Consider the following 15,789-nt stretch of genomic DNA (forward strand, 5'->3'; position numbering starts at 1 on the left):
ACAGCCCTGATGGAATTCGCTGGCTTACAAACTATATACTTATCAGTCCATCGGCTTCTAAAAGAGCCACTGAAAAACGCAGTTTTTTTGTAAGCTAAGGTTTGTCTTATTTACCATCAATATTAATTATCTCAAGCATATTTCGGGTTGGAATCTCTTACATATTGTTTTGCTTTTACCTATTCATTATATAAATCACCATTTATTTTACTTATAAGTGCTATGCTACACACTCTTTAGCTACAAACTTTACTCTCTACATAATCATCTCCTGATCTTAGTACAGCAAACACCACTCTTGCCAACTTATTAGCTATGGCAACTGTCGTTTTATTATGGCTACTTCGCTCAGATAAATTAAACATCCATTTCGTAAATTGGCTAAAATCTTTTTTAGATTTCTGTTCTTCCGATGTAAATCTTATCTTGGCATTTAGTACAGCTCTAGCCCCTTGAATTAATAAAGTGCGTAAGTATACATCACCTCGCTTGCTAATTCCCAGCAGCTTATCCTTCCCACCACTTGAATGTTGTCTTGGCACTAATCCTAGCCATGCCGATAATTGCCTGCCATTCTCAAAACTTGTAGCATTACCTATTGATGCTATTAAAGCAGTAGCAGTAATTAAACCAAGACCAGGTATAGCTCTTAATCGTTGATATTGAGTTAGGTTACTTGCTATCATTGTTAATCGTTTTTCTATCTCTTTTATTTTTCTGTTATTATCTAAGAATTCTTCTTTTAGTTCACTAAATGTTTGATAACTTAACTGGCTTAATTTCCCTGCATCTAAAATCTCAATTAATTTTGTGATAACCTTATTAATGCCTTGAGGAACAATAAAACCAAACTCATGTAGTAGCCCCCTAATTTCATTAGCAAGTGCTGTACGATTTTTTACCAATCTCTCTCTTACCCTATGTATTGATAAAATTTCTTGTTGCTCTATAGTTTTAATTGCAACAAATCTCATATTAGGTCTTGTCACGGCTTCACATATCGCTTCAGCATCTGCTTGATCATTTTTATTAGTTTTAACATATGGTTTGACAAATTGCGGTGCCATTAGTTTTACTTCATGCCCTAATTTAGTTATTTCTCTTGCCCAATAACTAGAACCACCACAAGCTTCCATCCCTACTAAACATTGTGGTAAATTAGCCATAAATGTCAAAACCTGATCTCTCATCAATTTTTTCTTTAATACTGTCTTGCCATTTTTATCTACACCATGAATTTGAAAAATTCTTTTTGCAATATCTATACCAATTGTAGTAACCTCCATATGGACCTCCTTAATTGTTGTTTTAATATGTTAAATATTAACCCTAGAAGATTAGCAACTGCTTTTCATTCTCTATATCAGGAGGTCCATACCATTAGTCCACTATCTAATAACAAAATTTATTTATTCTATTTGGGTACATAATGTGTCAAAAACTGTAGCAATTTTGTCTAATATTGCTGGTTTATACTTACTAATATTATTTGGTAATTCTAGCTTTTTATTAAATGAGGTTTTGGTAATTTGGTTACTTCCATCAAAACTTGATTTTATTGTAATTTCCAACTTACCGTGTTTATTACTTTTGCGTATTACTGGTGCAAATGGTTTGACCTGATGATTATTTCTAATATTTCTATGATCTGGTATCCCTCTGGATATAGACTTTTCTAATATTTCTTCAAGGGCAATTTGTGGCATAGATCTATAAACTTCACTTGGAGACAACATATTGCTATTGATTTTTTTATCCCATGCCCTTACTTTTCTTGCCTTAACTGAAGATTGTGCATGATACAATATGTTGTACGCTAGCATTACGAATAACATATAATCCTCATCTTTATTTGGATCATTCGTTTGAAATTTATCCATCAATAATTTTGGCTTACCAAATTTAAAAAAATGCTCAATATCAAACCTTTGTCTATAGTATTCATATACTTCTTTACCACTGATTTTATCGTTTTGTTGGCCAGAAACACATAACCATAAATCTCTGTTATATTTCCTATTTCCTGATGCATCTAACACCTTAACCTGAATAAAATTCAGCGGTTTATCAGACATGATATGCTGTTTCTTGCCCTTGATTAGATAATTCTTAAATAGTGAAATACTAATTGATATGTCACCATTTTTTGTAGCCTTTACTACAGTTTCTTCTGTATCTGGAATCAGTAAATTATCAGAACTACTACAAGAAATCTTAGCTCCATAAGATCTTTTACGACCTCTTGTTTTTTGCTCCTCTATTATATTTTGTAAATACTGCGATTAATTCTTTGGCGGGTTATTGTTACCGTATTGGCTTCATTGTGCAGCGGGTGAATGAAAGATAGAGCGCTATAACCTGCATCACCTACTGTTATATTTAGAGCCTTTTGTGGTATTTGCTTAACAATTTTCATTATTTGTTTGCTACCTTTGCTATACTTATTCTCATCTGATTTTACTCTATTTATAGATATTGGTACAGACCATTTAGGCTGAGCACCGATGCAAACTACACTATATTCATAACCCGCAACTGGTCGGTTATTAGCATTCTGTCTAATATATGTACGATCAATTGCTTTCTTGGAATCTTTCTTGCTACTCACTGTAGTATCTATAGCTAACACGGAAATGTTTCTACCACAGATTAGGAAAAACTTAGGCATTGATCAATAATTTTACGTAAACAGTTTTTAAAGTTAGTCCAGCAATGTTTAATAGGATTTAGATCTGGTGAATATGTGAGTAAATACAAAAACTATGGTAAAAACCTTTCCGCGTTAGCTATATTTGCAGTAAGTTTTTACCCTCATTAATCAGTTTACTTATTAAGTATTTTTCTATATCTTCTCGAGTCTTAAAACGTTGCTCATCTCTTATATTTAATGATTCATCACGAGCACAGTAAAAATTCTCTATAGCTCTGTATACACTTGACCAACTACGCTGAAAATATTTATTAGTTGTTAATTCAACAACAGATCTTGCTTTAACGCTATCATTAGTTACTAGTGATAGTATTAATTCTAAAACCACATCTTGATTATAGGGGAAAATTTTTTATTTCTTGCAACATTTCTTGCATAATCATACACACTAAAAACCATTTTGTATTTGAGCGTATTTATATCATACTTTATAAGTTTGGTTATCTTTTTGTCAAAACTTCAGTATTAAGAAAAGACCTGATTTTGCAGACGCTTTGCATCAGAAAGGTACTACCGTCACCGATAGCCAAATAGCAAAAGCACTAAAGCCAGAAGACGCAAAAATTTACAACAGCTTAGGCAGGAGTTTAGCCTCAATAGGAAAATTTCAGGAGGCGTTAGAAGAGTTCACCCAAGCAACAAAGTTAGACGAAGAGTTTGGCGAAGCGTACTTAAACAAAGGATATTGTTTAGAGGTATTAGGTAGATACGAAGAAGCTGCAGAAATACTCAAGCGAAATACACAAGGCACGCAAACAGAGAGCAGCACGCGGGACGCTGGTGTGCAGGCTTCAAGTAACATGTCTGTAGTATCTGTTCAAACAGATAGCCTAGTAATACCTGTTACTGAAGTAGCTACGCAGACACATATATTAAGTAGTAATGCGGAAGTTCAAACTGTACCAACTCAATTAAGCGATAGTTTTTCGCAAACAGAAAGTGATAGTGAGCAAGCAAGACAAGTAGAGATTAGTACTAGTACTGATGATTTGTTTGTGCTTGGTGCAGGTGTAAGTCATTCGGATATTTTAGACTGGGAAGTAGCATCTCACTCGTCTTCCGAATCTGATGAATCTTCATATTCTGAATCTGTAGCAACAGGCAGTATAGCAAACGCAAGAATAGATGAAGAAGAGGAACAAGTTTTATCAGACGAATCACAACAAATATTATCAAAAGATAATAGTTAGTCCCTCCGCCAAAACTCTAAAAAATATCACTTGTGTCACTAATTTCCAAAAATAGGAGTCTTTTGCAATGATTGTGTAAATTTTTGTTGAGCCTATATTAGAAGTAATTAAAAATATAGGTAACAGAAATGCAAATAGAGAAGAATAAAAAAATAAATGAAGCAATAGATTTGCTGATAGAAGGTGGAGTAGATTTAAAAACAGTACTAAGTCAGAATGGATTAATTAAGGAATTAACCAAGGGTATTTTAGAGCGAGCACTGCATGCTGAGATGTCAGAACATTTAGGTTATAGCAAGTATGATAGAGCTGAAACTGAGAATGCGAGGAATCTGAAGTTTTGACAAAAAGATAACCAAACTTATAAAGTATGATATAAATACGCTCAAATACAAAATGGTTTTTAGTGTGTATGATTATGCAAGAAATGTTGCAAGAAATAAAAAATTTCCCCCTATAATCAAGATGTGGTTTTAGAATTAATACTATCACTAGTAACTAATGATAGCGTTAAAGCAAGATCTGTTGTTGAATTAACAACTAATAAATATTTTCAGCGTAGTTGGTCAAGTGTATACAGAGCTATAGAGAATTTTTACTGTGCTCGTGATGAATCATTAAATATAAGAGATGAGCAACGTTTTAAGACTCGAGAAGATATAGAAAAATACTTAATAAGTAAACTGATTAATGAGGGTAAAAACTTACTGCAAATAGATACTACAGTGAGTAGCAAGAAAGATTCCAAGAAAGCAATTGATCGTACATATATTAGACAGAATGCTAATAACCGACCAGTTGCGGGTTATGAATATAGTGTAGTTTGCATCGGTGCTCAGCCTAAATGGTCTGTACCAATATCTATAAATAGAGTAAAATCAGATGAGAATAAGTATAGCAAAGGTAGCAAACAAATAATGAAAATTGTTAAGCAAATACCACAAAAGGCTCTAAATATAACAGTAGGTGATGCAGGTTATAGCGCTCTATCTTTTATTCACCCGCTGCACAATGAAGCAAATACGGTAACAATAACCCGCCAAAGAATTAATCTCTCAGGGTTTAATTCCCCGAAGCTCTGCTTCGTGATATCATAAGAAACAACTAAAACTTTTTTAGATACCTCGTAGCTCTGCTGCGAGGAGCATCATTCGCAGTATTTACAAAATATATATAGAGGAGCAAAAAACAAGAGGTCGTAAAAGATCTTATGGAGCTAAGATTTCTTGTAGTAGTTCTGATAATTTACTGATTCCAGATACAGAAGAAACTGTAGTAAAGGCTACAAAAAATGGTGACATATCAATTAGTATTTCACTATTTAAGAATTATCTAATCAAGGGTAAGAAACAGCATATCATGTCTGATAAACCGCTGAATTTTATTCAGGTTAAGGTGTTAGATGCATCAGGAAATAGGAAATATAACAGAGATTTATGGTTATGTGTTTCTGGCCAACAAAAAGATAAAATCAGTGGTAAAGAAGTATATGAATACTATAGACAAAGGTTTGATATTGAGCATTTTTTTAAATTTGGTAAGTCAAAATTATTGATGGATAAATTTCAAACGAATGATCCAAATAAAGATGAGGATTATATGTTATTCGTAATGCTAGCGTACAACATATTGTATCATGCACAATCTTCAGTTAAGGCAAGAAAAGTAAGGGCATGGGATAAAAAAATCAATAGCAATATGTTGTCTCCAAGTGAAGTTTATAGATCTATGCCACAAATTGCCCTTGAAGAAATATTAGAAAAGTCTGTATCCAGAGGGATACCAGATCATAGAAATATTAGAAATAATCATCAGGTCAAACCATTTGCACCAGTAATACGCAAAAGTAATAAACACGGTAAGTTGGAAATTACAATAAAATCAAGTTTTGATGGAAGTAACCAAATTACCAAAACCTCATTTAATAAAAAGCTAGAATTACCAAATAATATTAGTAAGTATAAACCAGCAATATTAGACAAAATTGCTACAGTTTTTGACACATTATGTACCCAAATAGAATAAATAAATTTTGTTATTACTAAAAAAGTATAAAAAAATTGGAATACATTTCTCCTTATGGAAAGGATTTTGTCAAAACTTCAGGAGGAATGGTAGTTTTAGTAAGAATCTGATTAGTGAGAATGGTACTATAGAGCTAAATGTTCCAAGAGACAGACAAGGTAAATTTGAACCTATAATAGTCTCAAAGAAACAAACAAGAATAGATGGCTTAGACCAAAAGATAATATCCTTATATGCGAAGGGTATGAGTGTGTCTGATATTAAAACACAATTGCAAGAATTATATGGAGCTGAGATCAGTGAGAGCCTAATCAGCAGGATTACAGATGAAGTAATAGATGAGGTCAAGATTTGGCAGAGTAGACCTCTTGAATCAGTATACCCTATAGTATATTTTGACTGTTTAGTAGTGAAAGTAAGACAAGATAAACTTATTATTAATAAATCAGTATATGTAGCTTTAGGAATAGATTTATCTGGCAGAAAGGATATTTTAGGCTTATGGATAAGTGAGAATGAAGGAGCTAAATTTTGGCTTGGTAATTTTACTGAAATGAAGAATCGAGGAGTAAAAGATATCTTAATTGCTTGTAGTGATAATCTAACTGGTATGTCTGATGCTATTGCATCAGTATATCCGAAAACTGAACATCAAATTTGTATTGTCCATCAGATCAGGAATAGCCTCAAATATGTATCATATAAAGATAGAAAGCAATTAGCAGCGGATTTGAAACTAATCTATACTTCTGCTACTGAAAAAGAAGCAGAATTAGCTCTTGAGTCATTTGATCAAAAATGGAGTAAGCAATATCCGCATATAGCTAAATCTTGGTATAATAATTGGGATAATTTGATAATTTTCTTGCAATATCAAAAGGAGATTCGTAAGATTATTTACACTACAAATGCGATAGAATCGCTGAATAGCCAATTGAGAAAAGTTACTAAGAATAAACGCATCTTGCCAAATGATGACGCAGTATTTAAGGTTTTATATCTGACAATTGATTATATTACCAAAAAATGGTCTATGCCTATCCCCAATTGGAATGAAGCTATGGCTCATTTTATGATCAAATTTGATGGTAGAATTTAATGGTTCACGAAATTTACACAATTGATGAGACAGAGCCTCGTCATGGGTAATTCTAATGTTCGTTCATCAGATAATGTATTAATTTATTATTATTTAACTTAAATAGGAGGTTTTTATGGCTTTTAATTTACCACGTATTAGAAATAAATCAGAACTCCAAAATAACTCTAATAAAAGAAGCTATATTGATGATATCTTTAATGAAATAGCTTCTTTTTCTTATCCTGCTTCTGAAAATAATAGAATGCTATCACCAAGAACTAATATTATGGAAAATGACTCTGAGTATAATCTAGAAATGGAATTACCAGGCGTTACACAAGATAATATTGATCTAAAAATAGACAGTAACATCCTAACTATTGAAGGTCAAAAAGAACAATCTACTGAAAAAAAAGATTATAATTATCATATGCAGGAACGATATTATGGCTCTTTCTACCGTTCTATTAGTTTACCATCTAATATTGATGAAGAACATATAGAAGCACAATTTAAGGATGGTATCTTATCTATTAAGATACCTAAAAAAGAACAAAGTAAAGCTAAAAAGATTAAAGTAATTTAAAAAACTATATTATTATAGTAGAATCCAGAAGGATGGATTCTACTTAAAAATATTGTAATTGTTAATTTTAAAATAGAGGTAATTATGGTCAGTAATGGCAAATTATATACTAAAGTAATGGAAAAACTTCGCTTTGAACCAAGACTTGATGATACAAATATTACTGTCGCAATAAAAGGCAATCATGATATCGTAGTATTAGGAGGGACAGTTAAAACCTTTGTCGAAAAATCGGTTGCTGAGAATGCTGTAAAGAGTATAGCTGGAATTCGAGGAGTAGTAGATGAAATTAAGGTAGATGCAACTACAATGATTAAAAGAAGTGATGTAGAAATAGCCGAAGAAGCAAATAAAGCATTAAAATCAAACTTAATGATACCTGATGAGCGTATTAAAATAATAGTAGAAGACGGTTATATTACTTTATCAGGAGAAGTAGAATGGCAATATCAAAGAAATGCAGCTGTGTCTGCCGTCAGAAATCTTGGGGGAGTAAAATCAGTAATTAATAATATTATAGTAAAAGCTTCAGCTAATATAGATGCGCATAAAGTAAAAGAACAGATTACCAAGGAGTTTGAACGTCACGCTAGGATTGATGCTAGTAAAATTCAAGTAAAAGTAGAAGGAAAAACAATAGTCCTTAAAGGCGCAGTGCGTAATTTTGATGAAATGGATGAAGCGGTAGACGCAGCTTGGTCTATACCAGGAGTTGAAAACGTTAACAACGATTTGCTAATAGCATAACTGCTCCTGGGTTATATGAAGTTTTCTCAGTAAAGATAAAAAACAAGGAAGTGTGATAGTATAAATTTGAACAAAAAAGCACTATCACAAATGAACGTATTTATGTGCTTTCTAAGTTTCGTTGGAGCGTTGATATGGTTGAGTTAAATTTTTCGTTTATAAAACTTAGAATAACTTTAGTGCACGGTGTTTGCTTATTGTGAAAAAGTGTAGTCCATATATCTTAATAGATTTTATAAGCATATAAAATCTATAAGAAGTTCTGTGGCTAAAGCAATAATAAGAAAACTCTTGAATACAATCTGTTTACACTGCAATCAATCCATAAGAGTAGGTTACCATGTATAAATATATATTTAAATTTTTAGTTTATAGTTCAAACATACCAAATATCCTCAGAGGATTCATGTTTATTATTTTGTGCTATGCTCCTACGGTATGGGCTCAAAGTAAAGAAATTGCTCACTCAGCAATTGAACAGCAGCATCAACAAGTCAAACAACAGATGGAAGAAGCTATTGTCCAAGATGCAGTTACTGTCATTGATAACACCAAAAAAGCCATATCTTATTTGAAAGAGGGTAAAGAAAAAGAGGCTATTGCTACAATTGAATATGCTACAGGCAAAGTTAATATATTATTAGCTCGTCGTCCTGAAAACGCTTTACTACCGATATCTTCACAGGTAATACTAATAGATGCGGCTCCGCAAAAAATAAGTAATATTAGAAATATCAGTAAAGCAGCAGAAAAAGCAATAAAGGAAAAAAACTATCCTCATAGTCGTGTATTGCTAAATATTTTACGAGATGAAATTAATATTCATACCTATAATTTACCTTTAGCAACATATCCCTCTGCACTTAAGACCGCTGCACGCTTAATAGAAGAAAAAAAATCAAAGGCAGCAATAGAAACATTAGAAAATGCTCTTGTTGAGCTCGTTAGCATTAATAGAACAATACCACTGCCTATAATCCATGCTAACATTATGTCTAAAATGGCAGAAGAAAATTATAAAACAGACAAGGAAATTGCTTTAAACTACTTGGCTAGTGCGAGGGATAATTTGGAAAGAGCAAAAGAACTAGGATATACTGGCAATGATTCAGGATATAATACCTTAATCCGAAGCATAAAAGATCTTGAAAAACAGATTAAAAGTAATAAAAATAGTGATGCTGCATTTGTTCATTTAAAAACTGAATTGTCAGAATTCTTAAAACGCTTATCAGATTTAGTAGTTGATATTTGATCTTACATACAACCCTCAGCTATAAGCTGAGGGTTATTTAGTTGCTCCTAGGTTGAATTTCCCGTGGCTTGCCACGATTGTTTGAATAAAAGCAGAACGGTCCAAAGGGAAATTTGCCGTTAATATCCCGTAGGCTTACCTCGGGGATAGGCAAATTTAGTTCTGCACATGGTCAAGGTTTTTGTGTGTATTATAGATAGTGGTAAGTTCACATGGCCTAAGGTTGATTAAAAGCAATCTATTAGCATTACCAAGGCACAATTATCAATGTTAATAGAAGGTATAGATTGGCGTAATCCAAGATGGTCTAATAGACCTGAATATATTGGATAAATTCGTTTTAGTTTTAGCAATGTAGTTTTAATTTCAAATATACACTTGATAATTTAGTCTATATAGTTTTACTATAACAATTAGTCATTTGGATAGTTTTTTAGTAATAAGTAGTTGGATTTGCTATTTATAAAAAATGGCTTCTGTAATGTTAGTACTTGATTTGAGATACTGGAATATCATTTGTGATTAATAAAAATTTACTATCAGAAATAAGAGAGTTGCATCAAATTGTTGCAACATTAAATCTTGATATAGAATCATTGACAATTAAAAATAAATTTCTTATGCAGAAAATAGGTCATGAACTGAAGAAAATAATAGTTTAAAGGAACAACTGGCGTTATTAAAATCTAAACGATATAGTAAATCATCAGAAAAGTTAGAGCGACAAATACAGAATATTGAGCTGAGAATAGAGAAAAATGAGGTTATTTCATGTTTTAAAAGTAAGATCGATCATCAAATGCCGTATGTCTGAATTATATTGACCATAATGACATAACGGTTGCTACGATTGGTGATGCTGATAATGTAGGAGGGGATAATGATAGTGGACTGAAAAATCAAGACAAAAAAATGAGTAGTATGTTTTCCTAATTTTTCGATTATCAGGCAGCAATTTGCTGATAATTTTGCATATAATTCAGATATACATTCATAGGCTTTTTATAACCAATACTTGAATGAAATCTGTGATAATTATATTTATTCAGATAATGATCAATGGCTTTGTTGCATAAATAAGATTTGTAGAGCAAGAGTGGTGATAATCTGGTAAGATGTCCTGAATTAAAAATAATCCAGATTATATGAGATCTCGGAAGAAAGCCCCTTTTAGTAAATCACGCAAGTATTCTAAATATAAAATAACGAATTGGTCAGAATATAATAATTTTTTACGCAATAGGGGTCGCATAGATTTTATGATTGCCAGTGATTTGGCGATTGGCTGGTATGCTGATTACAGAGAGGAAATGAAACGAGGAAGACCTAGACGCTATAGTGATCACGCTATATTACAGTGTTTGAAGATCAGATGCTTATTCGGTCTTAAGTTACGCCAAACCCAAGGCTTTATAAACTGGCTCTTTGAAATATCGGGTTTATCTATTAGATGTCCAGACTATACAACATTAAGTAAGCGTATGAAGTCATTAGATCTTAGGTATTTACATGGAAATCAAGATAAAGAATTTAGTTGTATTTCAATGGATAGTACAGGGATACAAGCCTACACAGGGAACGAATGGCTAGAAAATAAGCATGGTAAGCAATATAAGCGTCGCATATGGAAAAAGCTACATATCGTTATAGAAGATCAAGGTATGATACTTGCCGATAGTACCACAGAGCATACTATAGATGATAGATCACAGATTGGACTACTAATAGCTAATGTCAGAGCCAAGGATTTTCTGGGAGATCGAGGGTATGACGGTGAATCTACATATCAATTGTTGAGAAAGAAGAAGATAAAACCAGTTATTAGACCCCCAAACTCTTCAGTAAAAGTTCAATCGCTTAGGGATAAAACTGAGAGAGATGCAGCTGTTATATATCAACAAAACAAAGGATACCAAGCATGGAGGGTAAAGAATAATTATGGTAGAAGGGAGCGTGTAGAGAACACGTTCTTTCGATTTAAAACTTCTTTTGGTAGTAAGTTTCTATCAAGACATGATCAAAATATGACAAAAGAAATGTCTATTAAATGCCACTTATTAAACAAAATGTTTGAAATTGGTAAACCTATCTCTGTGCCTGTTGGCTAGGCTAGCATTGCGGGGTTAGGGGCAGTATATTCAAAAGCTTATTTATGCAACAAAGCCGCTCAGAATAGCTTATTTCAGGCTTTCTTGTAGGGTTTTTATTAATTAATGGTAGAAATGATTTATTAATCCACTGCTCGCTAATTTTACAAAAATCATCGACAAAACAAAATAATGCAGTAATATCTTTCTTCATGGGGATACTCTTGTTTTTTTGCTAAAAATTATATAGAGTATCTTCTATCCCTTGTAAATACTTACTTCCAAACCTAGATTAATCCAGAATTCAGGTCTATAATATAATGCACATACAAATATTAGTAACTAATTATGGCAGTTTCAAAGTTCCTCGATCCTAAAAATGATGTCGCCTTCAAGAAAATCTTTGGTTCTGAAAAAAACAAAGATATTCTTATTCATTTTATTAATGACATCATGGAATTTAAAGATAATGAACAAATACAGGATGTTACTTTCTTAAGTCCTATCCAAGATCCCGAGATTGCTTATAAAAAGCAATCTCTCGTCGATGTTCTTTGTAAAGCTCAAAATGGTACGCAAATCATCGTAGAAATGCAAGTCTCCCCTTCTAAAGGCTTTGAGAAAAGAGCTCAATATTATGCTGCTAAAGCCTATTCTCGACAACTATCCCAAGGACAAAAACAAGACGGTCTCTATGCTAACCTTAAGGAAGTCATCTTTATTGCTATTAGTGATTATATTATCTTCCCTGATAAAGCTGATTATATCTCTCATCATGTTATCCTTGATAAAGTTACTTTTGAACATGACTTAAAGGATTTCTCTTTTAGCTTTATTGAACTACCTAAATTTAATATAGATAAAATTGAAAACTTAAAAACTATTACCGAAAAATGGTGCTATTTTTTTAAATATGCTACTAACACAAGTGAAGCTGACCTGCAGAAAATTATAGGTAGTGATCTTGTAGTAGGGCGTGCTTATGAAGCATTAAATCAGTTTAACTGGAATGAAGCAGAACTCCTTGCTTATGAGCAGGAAATTAAACGCATCATGGATAACAAAGCTGTCGAAGATTTCATGATTGAATCCGCTGAAGCTAGAGGCGAAGCTAGAGGTATGCAGATCGGAGAAGCTAAAGGAAAATATGAAGTGGCAAAAAATATGCTTGCTGCTGGCTCTGATTATGATTTTATTTCTCAAGTTACCGGTTTATCTATTGCTGAAATCAACAAACTAAGCAATGAGTCAGAAGCATTATGCAAACTGCTAGATCCACATTAAAGCTTACAATGCCGCTGCAAACTATTTTACCTCAACTACCACAAAAACAAGTAGTGGTCATCGATAAAAATATGCTGCAGCAAAAAACGGCTAATACTAAACCTACTAAATATCTCAAGCCTAATGCTTGCAACAATAAAGTCGCTAAAGCACAAATATTAGCACAAGAACAACAAGAAGCTATCAAAACTAAACTTGCAAGATGGAAAGCAGAATACAAACACGTTCTAAAATTATTACAAACAAAATACCCTCTCTGCTTTTCTATTCCTGCAAAACCTCTAGCTATAGGTATTCATAAAGAAATTATAGATGCAGAAAAGGATAATTTCTCAAACCAACAAATTCGCAGATTTTTTAAAAGATATTGCTCTGATAAAAGATACAAAAAACTATTGATCGAAGGAAAACAATGCTTTAACCTAGATGGGACGAAGGCTTCTTTAGTTACTAAAGAAGCAGTACCACCAAAAACTGATAAATTCTTTAAACCTAAAAAGTCATAATAATCTGATCTTTAAAGATGTTCTTTTGGAAAATGAGCTCTGCTCCTTTCCGTCTATATTGTTATAACGATTTTATTAGGAACTAAAATATGCAATGCCAACGCTTATATGATATCAATGTCATTAAAAAACAAAATATAGATACAAAAACAGAGAACAATATTACCTACAATTATAAAAAAAGACGTGAAGAATTAAATCAGATAGTAAAGCGTCAAGTAGAAAAACAAAAGCAAAACTTAACACAAAAAAACAAATCTATAGTAAGATAGTTAATTTTTTATTAAGATATTAGTATAATATTAATTTGTATGAGTCTTTTGCAATGATTGTGTAAATTTTTGTTGAGCCTATATTAGAAGTAATTAAAAATATAGGTAACAGAAATGCAAATAGAGAAGAATAAAAAAATAAATGAAGCAATAGATTTGCTGATAGAAGGTGGAGTAGATTTAAAAACAGTACTAAGTCAGAATGGATTAATTAAGGAATTAACCAAGGGTATTTTAGAGCGAGCACTGCATGCTGAGATGTCAGAACATTTAGGTTATAGCAAGTATGATAGAGCTGAAACTGAGAATGCGAGGAATGGTAGTTTTAGTAAGAATCTGATTAGTGAGAATGGTACTATAGAGTCCGTCCGCCAAAACTCTACAAGCCTTATAGATAATATGGTTTTAAGACAAGAAGTAATACAACAATCCGTAAGAAAATGATAAAATATGGTCATAAACCTTATGGATTTCAGTCAATGCCAATAGACAACATTATCAAATCGCAAGAACAAGGGAAACTGTTTGGTTATAAATTAAAAGAAGAATTAAACCCAAATAATAAGCTATATAAATTAAGAGAATTAATAAATTGGTCTAGGCTCGAAGAGTGGTTATAGCTAACACGGAAATGTTTCTACCACAGATTAGGAAAAACTTAGGCATTGATCAATAATTTTACGTAAACAGTTTTTAAAGTTAGTCCAGCAATGTTTAATAGGATTGAGATCTGGTGAATATGTGAGTAAATACAAAAACTATGGTAAAAACCTTTCCGCGTTAGCTATATCAAAAAATGTTTGTATTAAGAAATTTGGTAGAAATAGAAAATGTCATAGAGTGATGCTTGGCATAACGATGCTACAAGCAATGTATAATTTTTCAGATTCATTATCAGAGGAAGAGCTAAAAGAGAATATGTATTGGCAGTATTTCTGCGGGTGGGAATATATAGAAAAAGACATAGCTATCTCGGAAACTAGTATACGACGGTTTCGTAGTGTATTAGGTGAAGCTGGATATAATGAGATATTATCGGAGTTGATCAGGGTTGGGATAAAAACTAACACAATTAAAAAAAAAGATTTGGAATTAATCATCGCTGATACGACTGTACAAATTAAGAATATCAAACACCCACACGATGTTTATTTAATGGATAAAGCTAGGCTTAGCATAGTAAAGCTTTGCAACAGTTTGGGTATACATTTGAATGAAACATACGCTAGAACCTATAAACGCGATATAGTAAAGCTATGGAAATATAAAGAACATAGTAAAGCCAAGAAGCGTTGGAAAATAATGAAGCATTTAAAAATATTACTGGGTCGTTTGATTAGAGTATGTGAGCGTGAGATCAAAAATAAGCAATTAAACTTGTCTCTCAAAAATCAAGAAGTATTGCAAAAAATAAAACAAATACATAACCAATCTGTTTTAAAAAGAGAAGCTAAAAAGCAATATAAAGAAGATAACAAAGTATTATATAGTTTTCATGCCCCTGAAGTAGAGTGTATAGGAAAGGGAAAACGCAACAAGCCATATGAGTTTGGCAATAAAGTAGCGGTAGTAGTAAGTGGTCGTAGAAATTTTGTTTTATCCGCAAAATCGTTTCATAATAATCCTTATGATGGTCATACATTGCATCAGAGCTTTGAAGCAGTAGAGAGTGTCACTGGAATCAAGATAAAGAAATCATTTGTTGATCTTGGGTATAGTGGTAGCAATGTAAAGGAGAAGAGTAAGGTATATACCCCAAAAACGCGGAAGAAGTTGTTACAAGAGGACAAGTCTATGATCAAGAGACGCAGTGCCATAGAACCAATAATAGGTCACTTAAAGCAATATGGTCGGATGGGTAGAAACTTCTTGAAAGGTATGATAGGAGATATTATCAATCCAATAATCTCTGCTATTGGTTTGAATTTACGATGCATTGCAAATCATTTACAAATCGTGTCTAACTCCACATAAATCAAAAATATCATCATGCAAAAACTAGATGAACGATAAAAAATCGTTAACAATAGCTCCATATCAAAATTA

General features: G+C 32.4%; 16 protein-coding genes and 4 pseudogenes. 15 read left to right on the forward strand and 5 right to left on the reverse strand.

The window, feature by feature from the left end:
- Positions 1 to 236 precede the first annotated feature (236 nt).
- The 4 genes from AAHI98_RS05630 to AAHI98_RS05645 all read right to left on the reverse strand — a co-directional run bounded on the left by AAHI98_RS05630 (position 237) and on the right by AAHI98_RS05645 (position 3,038).
- Positions 237 to 1,286, reverse strand: coding sequence for an IS110 family RNA-guided transposase (locus AAHI98_RS05630; RefSeq protein ID WP_342224642.1), 1,050 nt, complete (start codon positions 1,284 to 1,286; stop codon positions 237 to 239).
- Positions 1,287 to 1,409: 123 nt separating this feature from the next.
- Complete coding sequence (locus AAHI98_RS05635; protein ID WP_342225278.1) at positions 1,410 to 2,075, reverse strand: transposase; 666 nt, start codon at positions 2,073 to 2,075, stop codon at positions 1,410 to 1,412.
- A gap of 185 nt (positions 2,076 to 2,260) precedes the next feature.
- Positions 2,261 to 2,608 (reverse strand): hypothetical protein, encoded by a 348-nt coding sequence (locus tag AAHI98_RS05640; RefSeq protein ID WP_342225279.1) that lies wholly within the window; start codon positions 2,606 to 2,608, stop codon positions 2,261 to 2,263.
- Between the two features lie 178 nt (positions 2,609 to 2,786).
- Entirely contained in the window at positions 2,787 to 3,038 is a 252-nt protein-coding gene (locus AAHI98_RS05645; protein ID WP_342225280.1) for a hypothetical protein, read from the reverse strand.
- A gap of 166 nt (positions 3,039 to 3,204) precedes the next feature.
- Here AAHI98_RS05645 and AAHI98_RS05650 point away from each other — a divergent pair, with 166 nt between their 5' ends.
- The 10 genes and pseudogenes from AAHI98_RS05650 (at position 3,205) to AAHI98_RS05690 (ending at position 11,702) form a co-directional block, all read left to right on the forward strand.
- Entirely contained in the window at positions 3,205 to 3,900 is a 696-nt protein-coding gene (locus tag AAHI98_RS05650) for a tetratricopeptide repeat protein (RefSeq protein WP_342225281.1), read from the forward strand.
- A gap of 128 nt (positions 3,901 to 4,028) precedes the next feature.
- A pseudogene (locus AAHI98_RS05655) lies at positions 4,029 to 4,241 on the forward strand (transposase); the annotation flags it as partial.
- Between the two features lie 126 nt (positions 4,242 to 4,367).
- Positions 4,368 to 4,997, forward strand: coding sequence for a hypothetical protein (locus AAHI98_RS05660; RefSeq protein ID WP_342225283.1), 630 nt, complete (start codon positions 4,368 to 4,370; stop codon positions 4,995 to 4,997).
- Between the two features lie 262 nt (positions 4,998 to 5,259).
- Positions 5,260 to 5,925 (forward strand): transposase, encoded by a 666-nt coding sequence (locus tag AAHI98_RS05665; RefSeq protein ID WP_342225284.1) that lies wholly within the window; start codon positions 5,260 to 5,262, stop codon positions 5,923 to 5,925.
- Between the two features lie 82 nt (positions 5,926 to 6,007).
- Positions 6,008 to 7,024: pseudogene (locus AAHI98_RS05670) on the forward strand (IS256 family transposase); the annotation flags it as partial.
- A gap of 115 nt (positions 7,025 to 7,139) precedes the next feature.
- Positions 7,140 to 7,592 (forward strand): Hsp20/alpha crystallin family protein, encoded by a 453-nt coding sequence (locus AAHI98_RS05675; RefSeq protein WP_342225286.1) that lies wholly within the window; start codon positions 7,140 to 7,142, stop codon positions 7,590 to 7,592.
- Positions 7,593 to 7,676: 84 nt separating this feature from the next.
- Positions 7,677 to 8,339, forward strand: coding sequence for a BON domain-containing protein (locus tag AAHI98_RS05680; RefSeq protein WP_342225287.1), 663 nt, complete (start codon positions 7,677 to 7,679; stop codon positions 8,337 to 8,339).
- Between the two features lie 340 nt (positions 8,340 to 8,679).
- Positions 8,680 to 9,594, forward strand: a complete 915-nt coding sequence (locus AAHI98_RS05685) for a YfdX family protein (protein WP_342225288.1) — start codon at positions 8,680 to 8,682, stop codon at positions 9,592 to 9,594.
- A gap of 670 nt (positions 9,595 to 10,264) precedes the next feature.
- Positions 10,265 to 10,408 carry a hypothetical protein gene (locus AAHI98_RS18110; protein ID WP_410526214.1) on the forward strand — a complete coding sequence of 48 codons (144 nt, stop codon included), beginning with the start codon at positions 10,265 to 10,267 and terminating at the stop codon, positions 10,406 to 10,408.
- 331 nt (positions 10,409 to 10,739) lie between these two features.
- Positions 10,740 to 11,702, forward strand: coding sequence for an IS5 family transposase (locus tag AAHI98_RS05690; protein ID WP_342224734.1), 963 nt, complete (start codon positions 10,740 to 10,742; stop codon positions 11,700 to 11,702).
- 43 nt (positions 11,703 to 11,745) lie between these two features.
- On the opposite strand, the pseudogene AAHI98_RS05695 reads toward AAHI98_RS05690, so the two are convergent.
- Positions 11,746 to 11,895: pseudogene (locus AAHI98_RS05695) on the reverse strand (IS982 family transposase); the annotation flags it as partial.
- Positions 11,896 to 12,029: 134 nt separating this feature from the next.
- Between AAHI98_RS05695 and AAHI98_RS05700 the strand changes: the two are divergent.
- The 5 genes and pseudogenes from AAHI98_RS05700 to AAHI98_RS05720 all read left to right on the forward strand — a co-directional run bounded on the left by AAHI98_RS05700 (position 12,030) and on the right by AAHI98_RS05720 (position 15,717).
- On the forward strand, positions 12,030 to 12,965 hold the full coding sequence (locus tag AAHI98_RS05700; protein ID WP_342225290.1) for an Rpn family recombination-promoting nuclease/putative transposase: 936 nt from the start codon (positions 12,030 to 12,032) through the stop codon (positions 12,963 to 12,965).
- A complete protein-coding gene (locus AAHI98_RS05705) occupies positions 12,941 to 13,471 on the forward strand; it encodes a ProQ/FINO family protein (RefSeq protein ID WP_342225291.1) in 531 nt (176 codons plus the stop codon). The genes AAHI98_RS05700 and AAHI98_RS05705 overlap by 25 nt, the downstream gene beginning before the upstream one ends.
- Positions 13,472 to 13,863: 392 nt before the next feature.
- Positions 13,864 to 14,106: pseudogene (locus tag AAHI98_RS05710) on the forward strand (transposase); the annotation flags it as partial.
- Positions 14,107 to 14,183: 77 nt separating this feature from the next.
- Positions 14,184 to 14,363, forward strand: coding sequence for a hypothetical protein (locus AAHI98_RS05715; RefSeq protein WP_342225293.1), 180 nt, complete (start codon positions 14,184 to 14,186; stop codon positions 14,361 to 14,363).
- A gap of 121 nt (positions 14,364 to 14,484) precedes the next feature.
- Positions 14,485 to 15,717, forward strand: coding sequence for an IS5 family transposase (locus AAHI98_RS05720; protein WP_342225294.1), 1,233 nt, complete (start codon positions 14,485 to 14,487; stop codon positions 15,715 to 15,717).
- Positions 15,718 to 15,789 lie beyond the last annotated feature (72 nt).

The organism is Rickettsia endosymbiont of Urophora cardui, from assembly GCF_964030725.1.
Lineage (GTDB): Bacteria > Pseudomonadota > Alphaproteobacteria > Rickettsiales > Rickettsiaceae > Rickettsia.

What these genes read in the sequence shown, in the direction of transcription:
- AAHI98_RS05630 (WP_342224642.1), bottom strand. Translation starts at nt 1,286, where the DNA reads ATGGAGGTTACTACAATTGGTATAGATATTGCAAAAAGAATTTTTCAA.
- AAHI98_RS05635 (WP_342225278.1), bottom strand. Translation starts at nt 2,075, where the DNA reads ATGTCTGATAAACCGCTGAATTTTATTCAGGTTAAGGTGTTAGATGCA.
- AAHI98_RS05665 (WP_342225284.1), top strand. Translation starts at nt 5,260, where the DNA reads ATGTCTGATAAACCGCTGAATTTTATTCAGGTTAAGGTGTTAGATGCA.
- AAHI98_RS05675 (WP_342225286.1), top strand. Translation starts at nt 7,140, where the DNA reads ATGGCTTTTAATTTACCACGTATTAGAAATAAATCAGAACTCCAAAAT.
- AAHI98_RS05680 (WP_342225287.1), top strand. Translation starts at nt 7,677, where the DNA reads ATGGTCAGTAATGGCAAATTATATACTAAAGTAATGGAAAAACTTCGC.
- AAHI98_RS05685 (WP_342225288.1), top strand. Translation starts at nt 8,680, where the DNA reads ATGTATAAATATATATTTAAATTTTTAGTTTATAGTTCAAACATACCA.
- AAHI98_RS05690 (WP_342224734.1), top strand. Translation starts at nt 10,740, where the DNA reads ATGAGATCTCGGAAGAAAGCCCCTTTTAGTAAATCACGCAAGTATTCT.
- AAHI98_RS05700 (WP_342225290.1), top strand. Translation starts at nt 12,030, where the DNA reads ATGGCAGTTTCAAAGTTCCTCGATCCTAAAAATGATGTCGCCTTCAAG.
- AAHI98_RS05705 (WP_342225291.1), top strand. Translation starts at nt 12,941, where the DNA reads ATGCAAACTGCTAGATCCACATTAAAGCTTACAATGCCGCTGCAAACT.
- AAHI98_RS05715 (WP_342225293.1), top strand. Translation starts at nt 14,184, where the DNA reads ATGATAAAATATGGTCATAAACCTTATGGATTTCAGTCAATGCCAATA.